Raw genomic sequence first — 17,762 nt, forward strand, 5'->3', positions numbered from 1 at the left:
AAACGCCTGCTTCCGCTTTTCTATTCATCTTTACCAAAGTTCATTCTTGCGTATCGTCCTCTGATGATTTCGTAGATGGCGTAGAGGATGAGTCCTGCTGCTGTGAGGCCGAGAAGAACTTGTCCATATGGCTGTGAGGCGATTTCTCCGAGTGCCCCGTCCAGGCCTTTAGACTCTTCAGGATTTGCCGTAATTGCTGTCTGCATAAAGAAAAAACCAACCATTGCGAGCACAACTCCTCTTGCAATTAAACCTATTTTACCTGATTTACGAGCCAGGTTTTTCTCATGCTCATTCATATCATTTAATATAAACTTGCGCATAAATTTCTCTTTATAACCAGTGTATAAGTTATAAAGTCCATAAATGATGACGCCGGCACCCAGTATTCCGATCAGCAATCTGCCAAAAGGCTGACCAAGCAGCATGGCAGAAATTGTTTGGTTCGAATTCCCTCCGCCGCTGCCTGCATGCATCGCGATCTGGATCGCAGAAACAGCTAAACCTCCATAGATGATACCGCTGATTGCATAAGCGATTCTCGTTGCAATTCCCCTGGTGTCCTTCCCCTTATGCTGGGGATCCAGAATCGCACGGATAAATTCCCATATGACATAAAACAGGAGCCCGATTCCTACAATCCATAACAGAATTTCTCCAAACGGAAGTGTAGCAACCTGCTGCATGGCACCGGATGTATCAGTGGTCTCTCCGCCTCCAACACCAAGTGCAGCAAGCAGCGCCAGAATCCCGACGATTCCATACACTGAGCCTTTGGACATGTAGCCAAAGCGCCCCATACGACGTACCCACGGTTTCACTTCTTCTTTTGTCTCATCTGACTTCGTTGTCATCTGACTCATGATTTTTCTCTCCTTTTATTCCTCTACTGTTTGTCCCTGGAGCTGACCAACACCATTTTTCTTAATAATCGTGTCGGACATTCTTAATTGTCCGGCAGCTTCATACAACATTTGTGCACAATTTTCTTTATCTGCTTCTTCTTCGCTTTCGATGTTATAACATTTTCCATTTTCCCGTTCGCTTGTTAAGTCTGCCTCATAGTAATAGCCGTCATAAACAAAGGAGCCTTCTCTGAATACTGTTAATCTCGGCTGATCATGTAAAAGGGAATTGCCCATCATATACCCTTTATCCAAACCAAGTAAGGAAAGGATTGTAGGTGCAATATCAATTTGACCACCGGTTTGTTCCATGACGGTGCCATCATCCATCTTTGGCAGTTTCATAAACAGAGGCACTTCCTGACCGAGTGCGAGATAGTCAACTGCTGACTCTGCTTCTGCCATCTCAGCCATCTCTCTGCCCGACTCCTGTAATCCACTGTCATGATCACCATAAGCAATCACCAGCGCATCTTCCCATATACCTTCATCTTTCAGGCGTTCAACCATAGCGCCAAAAGCCTGGTCAACAAAGTGGATGTTATGGTAATAATTCTGAATAATTTCTTCTTCCAGGCTCTCAAGATTGAGCTCCTTTTTTTCTTCAGGGAAGTCGTAAGGAGTATGACTGGTTAAAGCGACCATAAATGCATAAAACGGATCATTCATTTCAAGCATTCTGTCTACAGAGGACAAAAAGAAATCCTCATCATTTAATGTCAGTCCAATGACATCACCTTCCGGAAAATCTTCTATGCTGTAAAAGTGATCGAATCCGAAGTTTTCATACACTTCATCTCGGTTCCAGAAAGTTCGTTCAAATGCGTGAAAAGCAGCCGTTTCATAGCCCGCTGATTCCATTTTTTCTGGCAGTGAATCATATGAATGATCCGGGTATCTTGTATACACTGAACCTGCTTTCAGTGGATAAAAAGAACTGTTAAGAATAAATTCAGCGTCAGAGGTTCTTCCCTGATGGGTTTGATGATAAAAATTTGGGAAATACATCACTTCATCTTTAAACTCATTTAAAAACGGAGTCAACTCCTGCCCTTCAATTTCCTGATCAAGCACTGAGTTCTGGAAAGATTCCAACTGTACGATAATGACATTTGGACGTCCTTCTACAGTTGTTTCAACCGCAGACTCCTGGTCCCGGTTACTATCAAAGAATTGCTGCATTTCCCTCAGCTGGGATGAAGTAAGTGATTTCTCTTCAATAAACTGGTCATCAATCTCCCGTCCAATATCTATTGCATGATGACCGAGCATGCCAAGCTTAAAGTAGTTTCTCATGTTAGATAAAGAGTCCTGCACAAGCCATTCATCTCTGTCAGCTGCATTGATTGCCAGTGGAGCAGTAAACAATACAACACCTGTAACGGCAGCAGTTAAAGCAGCCTTTGACCGCTTCTTAGCAGGATAATCATTAAATTTTCTTTTTCGATCTTTAAGAAGCAGTACTCCCCACACAATTACATCAGCAAACAACAGGAAGTCGAGTGGATAGATCAGATCCCCGAGTCCACCTCCAACTGCGCCCATCTGTGGAATCTGTATAAGTAGTGCTACTGATAAAAAGTCTGTAAAATAGCGGTAATACCAGATATTAGACGCAATTAATACGGTGATTAAAATGCTCAGATAAAATAAAACCCATCGCCTGATACGTGGTGAGATCCACAGAGACCAAAAAGAAATCAGAATGAGTGCGCCAAGACTTACGAAAAATAAATTCAGCCCGAAATAAGTCCCTGTAGCCGGGCCTACCATGATCATTTTAATAAGTAGTATAAGTACAAATAACATATAGTCTCCGTACATCAGCCATATTCTCTTCAATTGTTAACCTCCTCCCATGTTACCCTTTACCCTCTGTAAACTGTATGTAACCTGCATGAAATATGGAAATTTCACAAAAGAAAAACCGCCCTGTTTGGGACGGTTTAATAATTGAGGATTATTAAGACAACTTAAATTGTTTCAACAATCCGTTCAACTGCACAGCTTCATCTTTCAGAGAACGTGCGCTTCTATTTACTTCTTCCATAGAGGCACTCGACTGCTGTGAAGTAGCAGATACTTCTTCAATTCCTGCTGCTGATTCTTCTGAAACGGAAGCAATGCTCTCAATTGACGCGTTCATCACTCTGGTTGATTCAATGACTTCGTTGACAGAAGCAGTTACACTTTCAACCTGAGTAGAAACATTATCAATTGTTAACTTCAACTCTCCAAACAATGTACCAGTATGTGAAATTTTTGAAGAACCATCTTCCACCATTTCATAGCCTTCTTCCAAAGAAACGACTACTTTCTTAGCCTCACGCTGAATTCCGCCAACAATATTTGTGATATCGGAAATCGATGTCGTGACGCCTTCAGCGAGCTTTCTCACTTCATCCGCAACAACTGCAAATCCTTTTCCGTGCTCCCCGGCGCGTGCTGCTTCAATCGCAGCATTTAGCGCAAGAAGATTTGTCTGGTCTGCAATTGCCTGAATGACTTCAGTAAGTTTTGCAATGTCATTTGTCTGCTGATCAAGTCCTCTTACCATTTCAAGAGATCCCTTTACTTTCTCATCAATCGCCGACATGGTTTCAACCGATTCAGTCATGGCTTTACTGCCCTGAGTTGTTACTGACATCATAGACTGAGAATCTGATTTAACCTGATTTTGTTTTTCTTCCACACTGCTCATGACAGCAGTAAAATCATTCATTTTCTCAGACAGGTCTGATGAAGCATGCGCCTGCTCTTCAGAACCGCTGGAAAGCTCCTGCATTGTAGAAGCGATCTGATGACTGCCTTCCTGCACTTCATCAGCGTATTGTGTAAGTACTTCACTTTGCGAATGCACAGTACCAGACACTGCCGAAACCTGCGTAAGGAGATTCCTTAAATTCCCTTTCATCGCATTGAAAGAATTACTAAGCTGTCCAATCTCATCTTTACTCTCATAGTCCATATCCTCAACAGTTAAATTACCATTAGCAACTTCATCTGCAAGACTAACCACTCTGTTGATATGACGTCGGACTGTACGATTCACGGCGAATAAAATGATCAAACTGATTAAGATTGATAATCCTACCGCGATAAACATTGTCGTAATACCTCCCGCTGCTGAAGCTCCAGCATCAGCGGAAGCCTGATCACTGTCTTCCTGAATCAATGCTGTTAAACTCAAAAGCTCATCTACAGTTGTACTTCTCAACTCCTGCGTTTCATCGCGGGCTGCGTCAAGTGCTGCACTGCCCTCTTCTGTATAATTCGGAATGATGTCATTTATAAAAGCATCATCCATCGCTGCTTTGTCCTGCTGAACCTGATTCATCAATTCAATCTGGTCAGCTTCATCCAGATCTGCTATTAATTCTTCCGCCGCAGCATCAAAACGCCCGCTCATTTCATTGTATTCATCAATATACACATCCTGGCCTTCATTAACATAATCAGCTACCCGGATGTCCATTCCTCTGAAAATGGCTGCCATATTGTTCACACTAACTGCACGGTCCCCCCGCCTATCCATTGCGTCAACATCTTCCTGAATCCCCTGGAACACAAAAAGTAAAACAACTGCAGTCACTAAAAACATCACAATTGTTGCTAATACGGCTGTGAAGTATTTCATACCAATAGACAAATTACGAAAAAATTTCATTCTCAAACCTCTTTTCTTATTAAATTATCAATTCAAATTATAGTATAAAAGAATCATGATGCATTTATATGTTACTACTCATTTTCTAATTAAACAATAAAATTTACATTAATAATTAGTTCTTTCGATTCACAAAGGAAGTTTTTATGTACAAAAAAACTATTAAATGGAAATAAAACGGTTATGTAATTTCACAGAAAAAGGTGACCAGTCTCCAAGGACTGATCACCTTTTTCAATTTAATCTTTGTTTTTTCCGTTGAAGCCAATGATCAACAAATCCGCTTCCTCCAAGTACACCAGCTACAATCAGCGCAAAGCCTGCAATTTGCCCTAAGAATACCGGCTCCCCCAGAAGCAGTGCTGCTCCGGTAATGGAGAATAATAAATTCAGATTTGTGAAAACGGCAGATTCACTGGGACCGATCAGACGAATCGCGTTATTATAAATCATATGACCTACTCCGGTTGCGATGAAGGCTGAAGCAAAAAAGATTGCGTAATGATACCCCTCACCTTTTAACAGCGTCTGATAACCTGCAGGTTCTGTTGCTAAGCTGATTACACCAAGCATCACCGACCCAAGTACCATCATCCAGCCAGTCAGTAACAGAACATTTAAAGACGTAGAGAGCTTTTTGATTAAGACGAAGCTGATCGCCTGCGTAATGGCTGCCATTAATATATACCAGTCTCCTGCAGCTACTTCAAAATCACCGGTGCTCCCGGCGACCATCACAAGAAATACGCCTGCAAACCCCACTATAATTCCGCCAACCTTCAGCAGTGTGAGCCGTGCATTTAAGAAAATGACTGCTGCAATGGCAGTCAGGATTGGAATGAGCCCTAATATAAGGCCGGTATTAACTGCTGTTGTACCTTTCAAGCCGATCGACAAAAAATAATGATGACCAACAATGTTGAATAAACTGATGAGAAAAATAACACCGAAATCTTTTACACTCGGAATCTCCCATTTTCTCTGCAGCAGGAGCACTGAAAGTACGACGAGTCCTGCAGTTAATATTCTCATTGAAGTCATGGCTACCGGAGAAAATTCATCTACTAAAACTTTAAGTGCAACTACATTCAGTCCCCATGCCACCATGATTGACACGAGCCATATATATGCGTTGGATTGTGTCATGTGTTCACCTGATTTCTTCTATTGATTACGTTTCTGTATTAATTTTGGCTTAAGTGTTTTCGACAGCGCCTCTGCCTCCAGGACGCGGTCGTATTGTTTTAATGCAGGGTTTGGTGAAAACAGCAGTTCATTCACTTCCTGAACCGTCACACCCGCGGGATCGCGACTGATCAGCTTCAACCCATCACCAGGCTTCACCGTTCCATCCTTCAGCACACGAAAGTAAAACCCGGTATAACCAGACTCTCTCATGCGGACGATCAGCTCAGGTTTGTTATATTTAGCAGCGATCTTAAAACACGGCTGCCTTGGCTCTGTGACCTCGAGCATTGCTTCTCCAAACTCAAACCTGTCTCCTATGTGTGTGTTTCGTTCATGAATACCTTCTGTTGTAATGTTTTCCCCAAAGAGAGCTGCTCCGTCATGTACATCCATCCAACCATCCCAAAATGCATAATGGTCATGCGGATACAGACAAAGCGCTTTCTCAGTTCCACCATGATGTTCTGGCGTCTGCTCATCTTCAGCCAGCCCTGTAAATGATAAAAACATTTCATTCTGGATGGGCTGCTTTAAAAGCGCGCTTGGAAATGATTTTCTGCCAAATGTAAGCTCTGTAATTCTTGCAGTATGTATCGCACGGACCTTGTAAACAGTCATGATCAGCCTCCTCACTTTGACACGCTAAACATAGTATACAGTACTTTTTGATTGAACTGAAAATGAATAGGGTAGAGATAGTATAAACCAAAAATCAGGAGTGAGTGAAATGGATACATATAACTTAATTATCAATGGAGAAGAAACCGGACAGAATCTGGAAACAATTGATGTGATTAACCCGGCAACTACAGAAACAATTGCAACGGTACCTAAAGGCAGTAAAAAAGAAGCTGTGAAAGCAGTGGACGCAGCCCACCACGCTTTCAAAGACTGGTCAAAGCGCAGCGCGTATGAGCGCAGTGCTTTGTTAATGAAATGGGCAGACTTAATCGATGAACACACTGATGAGCTCGCACGCATCATGACAATTGAACAGGGAAAGCCGCTAAAAGAAGCTGCAGGTGAAATCAAGTACGCAAATGGCTTTATTAAGTGGTTTGCTGAAGAAGGCAAACGTGTATATGGTGAAACGATCCCTTCTTCAAAAGGAGAAAGACGCCTTTTTGTTCATAAGCAGCCAGTTGGTGTGACAGCAGTCATTACACCATGGAATTTCCCTGCTGCCATGATTACCAGAAAGGTTGCGCCAGCTCTCGCAACTGGCTGTACAACTGTGATTAAACCGGCAACTGCAACGCCGCTGACTGCTTTTCGTCTCGTGCAGCTTGCGAAAGAAGCAGGTATACCGGATGGTGTGATTAACGTTGTGACAGGAAAAGCATCTGATATCAGTGAAGCCTGGCTTGAGGATACACGCGTGAGAAAGCTTACATTTACAGGCTCTACAGAGGTTGGTAAATCGCTGATGAAGGGTGCAGCAGACACGATGAAAAAGATCTCACTTGAGCTTGGCGGTCATGCCCCTGCAATTGTAATGGATGATGCTGACCTGGAAAAAGCAGTGGATGGTGTTATTGCAACGAAGTTTAGAAACGCTGGTCAGACATGCGTAAGCGCAAACCGCATCTATGTACATGAAGACATTGCTGACGCATTTACAAAGCGATTCACTGAAAAAGTTGAGGAAATGAGACTTGGAGATGGTCTTGAAGAAGGCGTTGACCTTGGACCACTGATTGACGAGGATGCGGTTGAAAAGGTACAAAAGCATATTGAAGATGCGAAGGAAAAAGGTGCAACCGTTGAAACAGGCGGTGAGCTCCGTGACGGATTATTCTTTAAACAGACTGTTCTCTCAGGTGTTACAGATGACATGCTTTGCATGAAAGAAGAAACGTTTGGACCAGTTGCACCAATTACGACTTTTAAGACTGAAGAAGAAGCGATTGAGCGAGCAAATGATTCCATCTATGGTCTGGCTGCTTACCTGTTCACCGAGAATATTTCAAAAGGAATCCGCTTATCCGAGCAGCTTGAGTATGGCATCGTCGGGTTGAACGATGGACTGCCATCAGCTCCGGAAGCACCATTTGGCGGATTTAAGCAAAGTGGACTTGGCCGAGAAGGCGGACATCAGGGAATTGAAGAGTTTCTTGAGACAAAGTTTATTTCGGTTGGTATGGAAGAATAACAGTCAAAGAGGCTGAGACAAAACAAACTCTTTTGTTGAGTTAAACAAACTTTATATTAAAATCTAAGTGTAGCGGAGCGTAAGGCGGTGACTCCAGCGCGAAGAGACGGACAGGTGAGACCCCGCAGACGCGAAGCGTTGAGGAGGCTCACCGCCGGCCGCGCGGAAAGCGTCCGCCTGAAGCGCAGCGAAACGAGTAAGAGGATAAGACAGCTTATATGTCTTATCCTCTTTTTATTTTATTGAATTCTACTTTCCCTGCTCCAAATGAATGTCTGCGCACTCATGACAAAATAACTTCCCCTGGTGATAAACAGCATCCAGAAATCCATCTGCACAATACACTGTTTTTCCACACTTCTTGCACTTCCCAACTTCTTCCCGCATGTTCTGTCACCCCAATCAAAATAATCACTCAACCGGCTCCAGCAAACCCATCGTTAAACACAGATCAAGCGCGAGCCTTTTTGTTCCTTTTGAAAACTTAATCTCAAGTCCATCTTCAGAAAATCCTTCAATTCGTCCGGTCCCGAACACACGGTGCTTCACTTCCCGCCCGACTTCAAGGTCAGATACCTTCCTTAAAGCAAGAGGGTTTTGAGGCACTCTGCTTTCATCAATTTGCTGTTCCTCAGGTGGATTTATTATTTTGTTCACCCTCAGCAAAAACGGTGAAGGGTTCGTTTTGCTTCCTGCACGGTTTCTATACGATAGCAGTTCAAGCTCTTTTTCAGCACGCGTCATACCTACATAAAACAGACGCGCAGCTTCTTCCATCGGATCTCTATTTCCATTATCCTGTTCTTTCACATCACTTTTGGAAGGGATCACATCTGCAATCAAATCCAGCATATACACCTTTTTGAACTCCAACCCTTTTGAACTGTGAAGTGTTGAAAGCGTCACAGCATTTTCCTGCTTGTTAAACTTGGATGTTTTCAATAACGACTCCAGCTGCTTCAGGCGATTTGCAAAAGCAACCATTCCTGTTTCCTTCTGCGCAATTTGTTCAAGCGTTGAAAGCACGTCATGCAAATACTCGATGGAAAAGCCCAGGTTTTCACTCATTTTCTCGAGCGCCCGGTCATACCCCGCCTGTTCTCTGATCAGACGAATTACGTGGTAAGGCTCCCCGCCCTCCATTCTGGCAAACGCACGCTTCAGTCCATTAATCTGCTTCCTCTGATAATCTTTTAGCGAATTCAAATTCAGTAAACGGTCAAAAACAGTCCCTTCCTCCGGCTGCTTTTTTAATTCAAACAGCTGCTGACGCGTAACATATCCAAGACACTTCATTGAAATCTTCTCAAACAAATCAACCCGACCGCTATTAAACGTCAGCCTCATAAAATTAAGAATGTCCTCCACAATCCAGTGATTAAAAAACCTCACGTCTGAATCCTTCATATAAAACGGAATCCGCGCACGCTCAAGTTCATTCATAATCAATATAGAAGAAGCATTCGTTCTGTACAGTACCGCCGCGTCCCTGTAATGATCAAGCTTTGAAAGCTCCTGCGCCAGATAAGCAGCCTGGTCCTCGTAATCAGGAAACACCTTGATACTGACTGGTTCTCCTTCTTCATTTTCAGTGAACATATTCTTTTCATATCGATTTTTATTGCGTTTGATAAACTCATTTGCCGCATTGACAATTTCAGTTGTAGAACGGTAATTCTGCTCCATCATTAAAATGGTAGCGGAAGGATAAACTTTTTTAAAATCAAGCAAATACTGTGGTTCAGCTGCACGCCATGTATAAATCGACTGGTCATCATCCGCTACGACACACAAATTCTGATGAGGCTCAACCAATTTTTCAACAATCGCGTGCTGAACAAGTGATGTATCCTGACTTTCATCTGTCAGCAAATGATCATAGCGGTCCTGGTACTTTTTCAACAGTTTTTTATCTGTCTGAAACGCTTCGAGTGCGAGTGTCAGCATATCATCATAATCTAGCAAAAGCTTTTCGGGATCCTGTCGCTTGATCGCTTCATATTCTGCTGCGATTTCTTCAGCATTCGCAACTTCACATATGACTGAATGCCACTTTTTCCGCGGGAGTAGCTTGTTCTTAATCAGACTGATATAGTTTGACATTTCCTCAAGCTGATCATCAGTCATGGCTTCTTTGTTGAACCGTTGAAATAACGTACGCAAAAGAAGCTTTTTATTTGCAGTATAGTCCGCCGGATCTTCCACAGGCCCTTCAATCAGCTGCCAGGTCTTGTTTCCTCTTTTTAAATACTCACGGACAACCGCAAACGCAAGACTGTGGATCGTTGAAAAATCTACCTCGGGAAGTGCAGGAAACATCCTTCTATAACGCTGTTTCATATCCTCGGCTGCCGCTTTACTGAAGGTGACGCCTTTGATACGCACAGGGTCCGCCCCGCGCTCTTCTATCAAATGTCCAATCCGCATCATAATGGTTGTTGTCTTTCCTGACCCGGGAGATGCGAGTAAAAGCAGTGGTCCGTTGCCGTGAAGGACAGCCTGCTTTTGCACGTCATTCAGTTTGACACCAATCTCACGCTGTTTTCTTGTAAAAAAATCTGCCATTTACGTTCGACTCCTGTGATTAATAGTACTGTTATCGTACCACTGATTTTGCTTTTTGAGCAGGGGATAATTGTGTGTTTACAATGTTAGACGCAGCACTCTTTTTGGACGAATAGGACTTCCCGGTCAGCTGATTGCTACTGCTTGCCCAGGGGATTGCTATCAGTTCCCGTGCGTATCGCTACATCTTCAGCGAAGATTGCTACGACTTCAGACCAGCATTGATACAACTAACACGCCATCTTCTAAACTTTGAAAAAGAAAAACCGCCTCATCGGCGGTTTCACACTAAAATTTCCTGTTCAATTCTCTTCATTTCGTAAAACATTCCGCGTGCATCCATCAGGTCAGTAAACGTACCCTGTTCAGCAATCCGGCCACCATCCATGACGATGATCCTGTCCATTTTCTCAAGCCCCTTCAGCTGATGGCTGATCAGACATACCGTCGCATCTTCAGTGCGTTCTTCCAAATAACGCATAATCTCTGCAGACGTCACGTTGTCTATTGAACTGAGCGGTTCGTCAAGCAGCCATAAACTGCGTTTTCTCAGTAAGACTCTTGCAATTGCCAGCCGCTGACGTTCCCCGCCCGAAAGATTTTCTCCTTTTTCAAGCACCGGATCATCTAAAGAAAATCTGGAGAGGCTTACTTTTTCAAGCATCCAGAGCATCTCTTCATCTGTCAGACCTTCTCTGGCAATTTGCAGATTATCTCTTACTGTACCGAAAAAGAAATGATTTTCCTGCATGACGACGTTTGACTTTTCCCAAATATCTTCAGAGCGGATATGACTGATCTGCTTATTCTGAAGCTGAATGTCACCCTCTGATGTTCTCAACACTCCGAGCAAAAGCTGAAAAATTGTCGATTTACCTGAACCGCTTGCACCGACAATGGCTGTTTTGGAACCGGCTTCAATGCTAAAAGAAACTTCATTAACTGCCGGCCGCTCTTCTCCTTCATGTGTATAGGAGATATCATTAAATCGGATCACCGGTGCTTCATCAGACAGTGTTTCATATGGTTCAATAGCAGTAACCGGCTTTATCTCTGTCACCTCATTCAACCTTTCAGAAGCTTTTCTGCTGTCTTCTAAGTGGGGTGGCAGTGCAGCCATTGGTGAAGCATTTTCAAAAACACTCAATGACAGCATGACAAGCATCGCAAGAAACAGCCCGTCCAGTTCACCCTGCTGCACAAGATAAACACCTGCTGCCAGGACACCCCAGGAAATCAGGAGACCCGCTGCCTGGTTGACTGACTGATTAAACATACTCTGACTGCTGCTTTTTTCCTGATTAGCAATATAAGCAGCAGATGAGTGATGAAGCGACTTCTCTTTATCATTAAGCTGCTGATAGATTTTAAGATCTCTGAACCCGTAGAGTACTTCAGCCGTATCAGTTGAAAGTACCGCTCGTGACTCTCTGACTTTCTCTTCAATCTTTTGTCGGCGCAGCGCAAATACTGCAGGAATTAATAGTCCGGTTAATAATAGACCCGCTGCAAATATCAGCGGAAACCAGAACGAGTAAAAAGCGGTAAAGATCATTGAACTCAGGAATACAAACACGAGTACAATTGGCGGGTAATAAACGCGTAAAAAGAAGTTTTGCAGACTTTCAACGTCGCCTGTAATTCTTGCCAGTAAATCCCCGCTTCTGAATTTCTGAAAAATCCCCGGAGCCAGTGGTTCCAGCTTTTCAAAAAAACGTACACGGATACCTGCCAGAATATTAAAAGTTGCCCGGTGTGAAACCATCCGTTCACCATATTTTGATCCTGCCTTTACAAGACCAAACACCTTAATAAAAGCAATAAGCAGCGTTAGCGTATAGACAGGAGGCAAAAGTGCAGCTTTAGAAATTAAATATCCGCTGGCCGCAAAAAGACCAGCTGCGGTTACTCCTCCTATATATCCGAACAGGACAGAATACCAGACGTTTTTTCTTTCAGCTGCGATTTGTTTTAATACGATTCCGAGCTCATTCATGACCGGCACCTCCCTGCACCATTTCTATATAAGCAGGTTCTATTAACAAGTCCTCATGCTTCCCTTTTGCTTTTAACGATCCGTCTTCAAGCATCAGAATCTGATCTGCGTTTCTGATCGTATAAAGCCTGTGTGCCACAGTAATGACTGTAGCACGCTTGGAAAGCTCCTCCATCGAAGCTGTCAAGATCTGCTCTGTTTTCAGATCAAGACCTGTTGTCGGTTCATCAAACAAAATGACAGAAGGCTTTTTAAGAAAAGCTCTTGCCAGCGCAAGACGCTGTTTTTCCCCTCCCGAAAGTCCTCTGCCGCCTTCTCCGACAGGTGTATCCAGGCCGTTTTGCAATGCTTCAATTAACGGATTCAAACCTGCTTTTTCAGCTGCTGATGCAACCTCTTCAAGAGTGGTTTTACGCTTACTTCCGATCGCAATGTTGTCAGCCAGCGTACCCGAGAAAATAAACGGCTGCTGGGATATATAACTAAGCTGATTAAACCAGCTTTCCTCTTCAAACTCAGACAGTACTTTCCCATTCAGTCTGACCACACCTGACGAAGGGGCAATCAAACCGCTTAATATGTTCAAAGCAGTTGATTTTCCTGAACCACTTTTTCCTATTAAAGCGACATTTTCATATGGTTGAAATACTGCATTCAACGGGCCAATTTCAAATCCGTCTTTACCGTATTGGAATCCAGTCTGGTCAAGTTCGATGCGCGGCGGGGCTGAACCTTCCAGCTTTTCACTTCCCCAATTTACGCGATCTTCATCTTTCGACAGTTCTTCATCAATTAATTTGGCAGCACCAATACTTCCACGCCCTGTATGAAATGCATTGCCAAGCTCTCTGATCGCAACATAGAATTCAGGTGCCAGAACCAAAATGAAAAATGCAGTAAAAAACGTAACACTTTCAAAATAAATCAGTCTCAAACCGAGCTCAAGCGCAACCAGCCCGACACCGAGCATCGAAATATATTCAAGTGCCAGCGACGAGATAAACGCTATTTTCAGTACTTCAAGCGTTGCATCTCTGAACTTCAGGCTGCTGTTCTCAATTGATTCGCGCTGCTTCTTCGCCTGACCAAACAGCTTCAAAGTTGTCAGGCCCTGAAGAGTATCGAGAAATGTGCCTGAAAAAGCAGAAAGCTGCTCCATCTGTTCTTCCGACTTTTTTTGAGTTTTAATACCAATAATAATAAAAAATAGTGGAATAAAAGGTGCAGTTATAAGTAATACAGCTCCTGAAATCCAATCCATCGCAAACGCGGCAATGATAATCATCAGTGGAATGACACCTGTTAAAATTACCTGTGGAATATATTTACTGAAATAACTGTCCACTTCATCAACCGCATCCATTAATACGCTCACCTTTCGGCCAGATTGCCCTTCAAGAGAGGCCTGAACCGGATTTCCCGCGTATTTTTCAAGTAACTTTTCCCTGATCATCTGTTTGACTTTCGCAGCCATCCAGGCTCCTGCCCGACCGCTGGCAAACGTCAGCATTGCACGCGCAATTAGTGCTAAAGCCAACCAGCCAAATAAAGGGAATACATCTGAAAATGAAGCTCCGTTTAAAAATACTTCATCAACGATTTTGACAATAAAGTAAGCTTGAGCAATTATACTTGCCCCGGTTAAGACCGCTATTACTGTAATTAACAGCTGGGTCCCTTTATATTGCTTCGCATATTGCGAAAGTTGATTCATAAAGGATGTCTCTCCGATCATAAAATATTGGCGATATTGTGAATTTATTCACATGTGTTGTTAGTGTTTATTATATATGATTATACGTGATTTTTCATCAGAGAGGATTGCTTTAGCACATCGTATGTAGAGATGAATATTTTTTAATAGAAAAACTCTATTCAAGTAAGCAGTTAATTTCCGCTTCAGGGGATGGCGCGGCCTGGTGCTGAGCCGTCAGTCTCAACTGTCCATTCCTGCCGCGGTCGTCCACTTCCGCTCCATCCACCTCAGAAAAAAATGATATTATTTAAACCAGCCCTTCTCCCTGAAGCGGGAAATGGCCTCTATACGGTTTGTCACTTCAAGTTTATCAAGAATAACTGATATATAGTTTCGGACGGTGCCATTTGTAATAAATAGTGTACCGGCAATTTCTTTTGTGGTTTTGCCTTCCGCAATCAGTTCCATTACTTCACGCTCACGCTCTGTCAGCGGATTCGCTTCAGTCAGTGCCATATCAACGAGCTCCGGTGCATAGATTCTGCGTCCATCCATAATTGTGCGGATCGAGCGCCCAAGTTCTTCACTTGGACTGTCTTTTAATAAATAACCGCTGACACCTGCGTTTCTGGCTCTTTCAAAATAGCCGGGTCTTGCAAATGTGGTTAAAATGATAATTCTGCATGCGTCCCCGCGCAGTTCCTCAGCAGCATCCAGACCCGTTTTCAAAGGCATTTCAATATCCATAATGCAAATATCAGGCTTTAGTGATTTCACCATTTCAACAGCCTCTTCACCATTCTTAGCCTTCCCGATGACTTCCATATCATCTTCAAGATCCAGCAGGGAACCAAGCGCTCCGAGCAGCATAGTCTGATCTTCAGCTAACACGATTTTTATCATAGCGCTTCCCCCTTAGACACCTGTCTCAGTATAGTTGGCACACTGATCGTGATCGTTGTACCGAGTCCACTTTCAACATCAAGTGTCCCATTAACAAATTCGAGACGTTCTCTCATTCCTCTTAAGCCGTTACCTTCTATTGATCTTTCCGCAGAAAAACCCTTACCGTTATCTTCAATTACTATATTTAATTCCTTCGTCAGCTGTTCTACATTCACTTTGCAACGCGTGGCATTACTGTGCTTAACCACGTTGGTGACTGCTTCTTTCACACACATGCTAACCACATTTTCAACTAAAAGAGGCACATTCTCAAGTACAGGGTTTCCTGTAATCTCAACATGAATCTGAGCGGCATGAAGCAGCTCACGAATATGCGTCATTTCTTCATCAAGTTTCGTACCTCTCATATCAGATACGAGCTCACGTACTTCTTTCAGCGCTGTCCGTGCTGTCTGATTAATATCACCCAGTTCACTTTTAGCACTTTCAGGATTTGCGGTAACTAACTTTGAAGCCAGATCACTCTTCAACCCTATTAAAGAAAGCTTTTGTCCAAGCGTATCGTGCAGATCTCTTGCGATTCGCTGACGTTCCTCCATTACCATGAGGTCAGAAATACGCTTTTGAGCATATTCAAGCTGGCCTTCAAGCTTTTCCCTTTTCATTCTGTTATACGAATTAAGCGGAAGTAAAATAACCCCGATTATACTGATTAAAACAAATGGAAACTGTGTGAAAAACAATTGGTCCTGTGTGAAAAAAGCAATGTTTACAGTAATGATTGTTGAACCGACTAAAATCCCATATAAAGTAAAGAATCCCGCTTTATTCTGAACACTTGCAATCATAAAAGATAAAAATATCGCAAAGTACACAAAGCCGAAGTAAATCGTCATCGCAATACTTATCGCAATCGCAATGCCAACCCATACATAATTTACCCACCCTTTAGTCAGGTAGGTTAAACGGTAAGCTGCAAAAAACATCACAATCATGACGACACCGGCTGATATCTCTACCCAGGAAGATGACCTGAATATGAAATAAAAAGGCAGCATACAAAAGATAATCCATATATAAATGTTCAATCCTGCATTCTGAGGAAAAATATTATACCATTTTTGCACAGTCATTCCGCCCTTTCTCTGCATTTAGTATAGCACGGATTAAAGGCTGCTCAGAAGAATAGAATCGCACGGCATTCAATTTTTGGGTTCCCTTTTAAAACCCCGGAAATGAAAAAAGCGTCCGGAAAGTCTGATGACTTCCCGAACACTTCTATTCAGACTTCGTTTGCATACGACGAAGTTCAATTGACATCTTTTCTTTTTTAATCTGCTGCTTTACTTCATTGAAGCTGACAAATGTTTTACGCGATTCATCGTAAAGACGGAACTTGATTGAAGCAAGACTCGAACGCATTGTGATCGTTGTCGCCTGTTGAAGCGGCGGCGTTGACTCATGCGCTTTTTCAAGATGATAATTCGGTACTCTCGGGCTTAAATGGTGAACGTGATGGTAGCCAATGTTACCAGTCACCCACTGAAGTACTCTCGGCAGCTTATAAAAAGAACTGCCATCTACTGCTGCTTTCACATAATCCCATTCAGACTCATCTTCAAAATAAGAATCTTCAAACTGATGCTGTACATAGAACAACCAGATGCCAAGGAATCCTGAGATAAACATGATAGGTGCATGGACAAGCAGGAATGCTTCCCAGCCAACCAACAGAATCATTGCCGTATACAGAGCAACAATCGAAATGTTCGTCACATACGTATTTTTACGTTCTTTCTTACGCGCATCTTTTCTGTTGAAACGATTTGTTACCAGGAACAGATAAATCGGTCCCAGTCCGAACATAACGAGTGGGTTACGGTACATTCTGTATGAAAGACGTTCTTTCCATGAAGCTTCTTTATACTCTTCAACCGTCATCACCCAGATATCACCCGTTCCACGCTTATCAAGGTTTCCGCTTGTAGCATGGTGGATTGAATGCTCACGCTTCCACTTTTCATATGGAAACATCGTAACAATCCCTGACAATGTGCCGACCACATTATTCAGCTTTTTATTCTTGAAAAACGATCCGTGACAGCAGTCATGGAAGATAATAAAAATCCGAACCACAAATCCTGCGGCAATGATGCCAAGACCCAGTGTTAGTAAGTAAGAAATTTCAAGGCTCTGGTAAGCCAGGAACCATAATATAAAGAATGGTGGTATGGTATTAATCATTTGTTTAATGCTTGCTTTCATATCTGCTTTTTCATAAGGAGAGACACTTTTACGCAACTCAGCTGTTTTTTGTTTACTCATGTTTTTCCTCCTCTGTAACTCTTATGACCTCATCATAAAGCTTTCCCCATAATAAAATAAGTCATGAGTGTAAGGAGTTATATATGACACTTGTCATATACCGAAAAGCAGAGGCAGGCGTTTTGGGGCGTATGTGCTGGACTGAAACGATTAAGATAAAGGAAACACGGTGAACGAAGTGAACCGATGTTGACTTATCGAAATGAGCTGAGGGAAGCACACTAGCCACTGCCTGTCGGAGCTGGACAACACGAAAATTGGAGGCGAGCGTTCTGGGGCGTACACGTTGGACTGAAGCGCCGGAAATTTGTGCGAATACAACCTAATTTTTGCCCGATTGCTACCACTCACCAGTCTGATTG

At 42.9% G+C, this 17,762-nt stretch carries 12 protein-coding genes; 1 reads left to right on the forward strand and 11 read right to left on the reverse strand.

Features of this window, described 5'->3' with window-relative positions; all coding sequences use genetic code 11:
* Positions 1 to 20 precede the first annotated feature (20 nt).
* The 5 genes from E2626_RS06100 to E2626_RS06120 form a co-directional block, all read right to left on the reverse strand.
* Positions 21 to 863 (reverse strand): DUF1206 domain-containing protein, encoded by an 843-nt coding sequence (locus tag E2626_RS06100; protein WP_134380850.1) that lies wholly within the window; start codon positions 861 to 863, stop codon positions 21 to 23.
* A gap of 15 nt (positions 864 to 878) precedes the next feature.
* Positions 879 to 2,747, reverse strand: coding sequence for an LTA synthase family protein (locus E2626_RS06105; RefSeq protein ID WP_134380851.1), 1,869 nt, complete (start codon positions 2,745 to 2,747; stop codon positions 879 to 881).
* Positions 2,748 to 2,868: 121 nt separating this feature from the next.
* A complete protein-coding gene (locus tag E2626_RS06110) occupies positions 2,869 to 4,572 on the reverse strand; it encodes a methyl-accepting chemotaxis protein (RefSeq protein ID WP_134380852.1) in 1,704 nt (567 codons plus the stop codon).
* A 234-nt stretch (positions 4,573 to 4,806) separates the two neighbouring features.
* Positions 4,807 to 5,718: a DMT family transporter gene (locus E2626_RS06115; RefSeq protein ID WP_134380853.1), complete on the reverse strand. Its 912-nt coding sequence runs from the start codon at positions 5,716 to 5,718 to the stop codon at positions 4,807 to 4,809.
* A gap of 18 nt (positions 5,719 to 5,736) precedes the next feature.
* Positions 5,737 to 6,378 (reverse strand): MOSC domain-containing protein, encoded by a 642-nt coding sequence (locus tag E2626_RS06120; protein ID WP_134380854.1) that lies wholly within the window; start codon positions 6,376 to 6,378, stop codon positions 5,737 to 5,739.
* A 109-nt stretch (positions 6,379 to 6,487) separates the two neighbouring features.
* On the opposite strand from E2626_RS06120, the gene E2626_RS06125 reads away from it, so the two are divergent.
* Positions 6,488 to 7,912: an NAD-dependent succinate-semialdehyde dehydrogenase gene (locus E2626_RS06125; RefSeq protein ID WP_134380855.1), complete on the forward strand. Its 1,425-nt coding sequence runs from the start codon at positions 6,488 to 6,490 to the stop codon at positions 7,910 to 7,912.
* A gap of 411 nt (positions 7,913 to 8,323) precedes the next feature.
* On the opposite strand, the gene E2626_RS06130 is transcribed toward E2626_RS06125, so the two are convergent.
* The 6 genes from E2626_RS06130 to desA form a co-directional block, all read right to left on the reverse strand.
* Positions 8,324 to 10,477, reverse strand: coding sequence for an ATP-dependent helicase (locus E2626_RS06130; RefSeq protein WP_134380856.1), 2,154 nt, complete (start codon positions 10,475 to 10,477; stop codon positions 8,324 to 8,326).
* A 283-nt stretch (positions 10,478 to 10,760) separates the two neighbouring features.
* Positions 10,761 to 12,473: a thiol reductant ABC exporter subunit CydC gene (gene cydC, locus E2626_RS06135; protein WP_134380857.1), complete on the reverse strand. Its 1,713-nt coding sequence runs from the start codon at positions 12,471 to 12,473 to the stop codon at positions 10,761 to 10,763.
* Complete coding sequence (cydD, locus tag E2626_RS06140; protein ID WP_134380858.1) at positions 12,466 to 14,187, reverse strand: thiol reductant ABC exporter subunit CydD; 1,722 nt, start codon at positions 14,185 to 14,187, stop codon at positions 12,466 to 12,468. The genes cydC and cydD overlap by 8 nt, the downstream gene beginning before the upstream one ends.
* Positions 14,188 to 14,472: 285 nt before the next feature.
* Positions 14,473 to 15,072, reverse strand: a complete 600-nt coding sequence (locus tag E2626_RS06145; RefSeq protein WP_134380859.1) for a response regulator transcription factor — start codon at positions 15,070 to 15,072, stop codon at positions 14,473 to 14,475.
* Positions 15,069 to 16,202 (reverse strand): sensor histidine kinase, encoded by a 1,134-nt coding sequence (locus E2626_RS06150; protein ID WP_134381125.1) that lies wholly within the window; start codon positions 16,200 to 16,202, stop codon positions 15,069 to 15,071. Before E2626_RS06150 ends, E2626_RS06145 begins: the two co-directional genes overlap by 4 nt.
* Before the next feature lie 151 nt (positions 16,203 to 16,353).
* A complete protein-coding gene (desA, locus tag E2626_RS06155) occupies positions 16,354 to 17,400 on the reverse strand; it encodes a Delta(5) desaturase DesA (RefSeq protein ID WP_134380860.1) in 1,047 nt (348 codons plus the stop codon).
* Positions 17,401 to 17,762 lie beyond the last annotated feature (362 nt).

Origin of the sequence: Jeotgalibacillus salarius, from assembly GCF_004405125.1 — a bacterium.
Lineage (GTDB): Bacteria > Bacillota > Bacilli > Bacillales > Jeotgalibacillaceae > Jeotgalibacillus > Jeotgalibacillus salarius.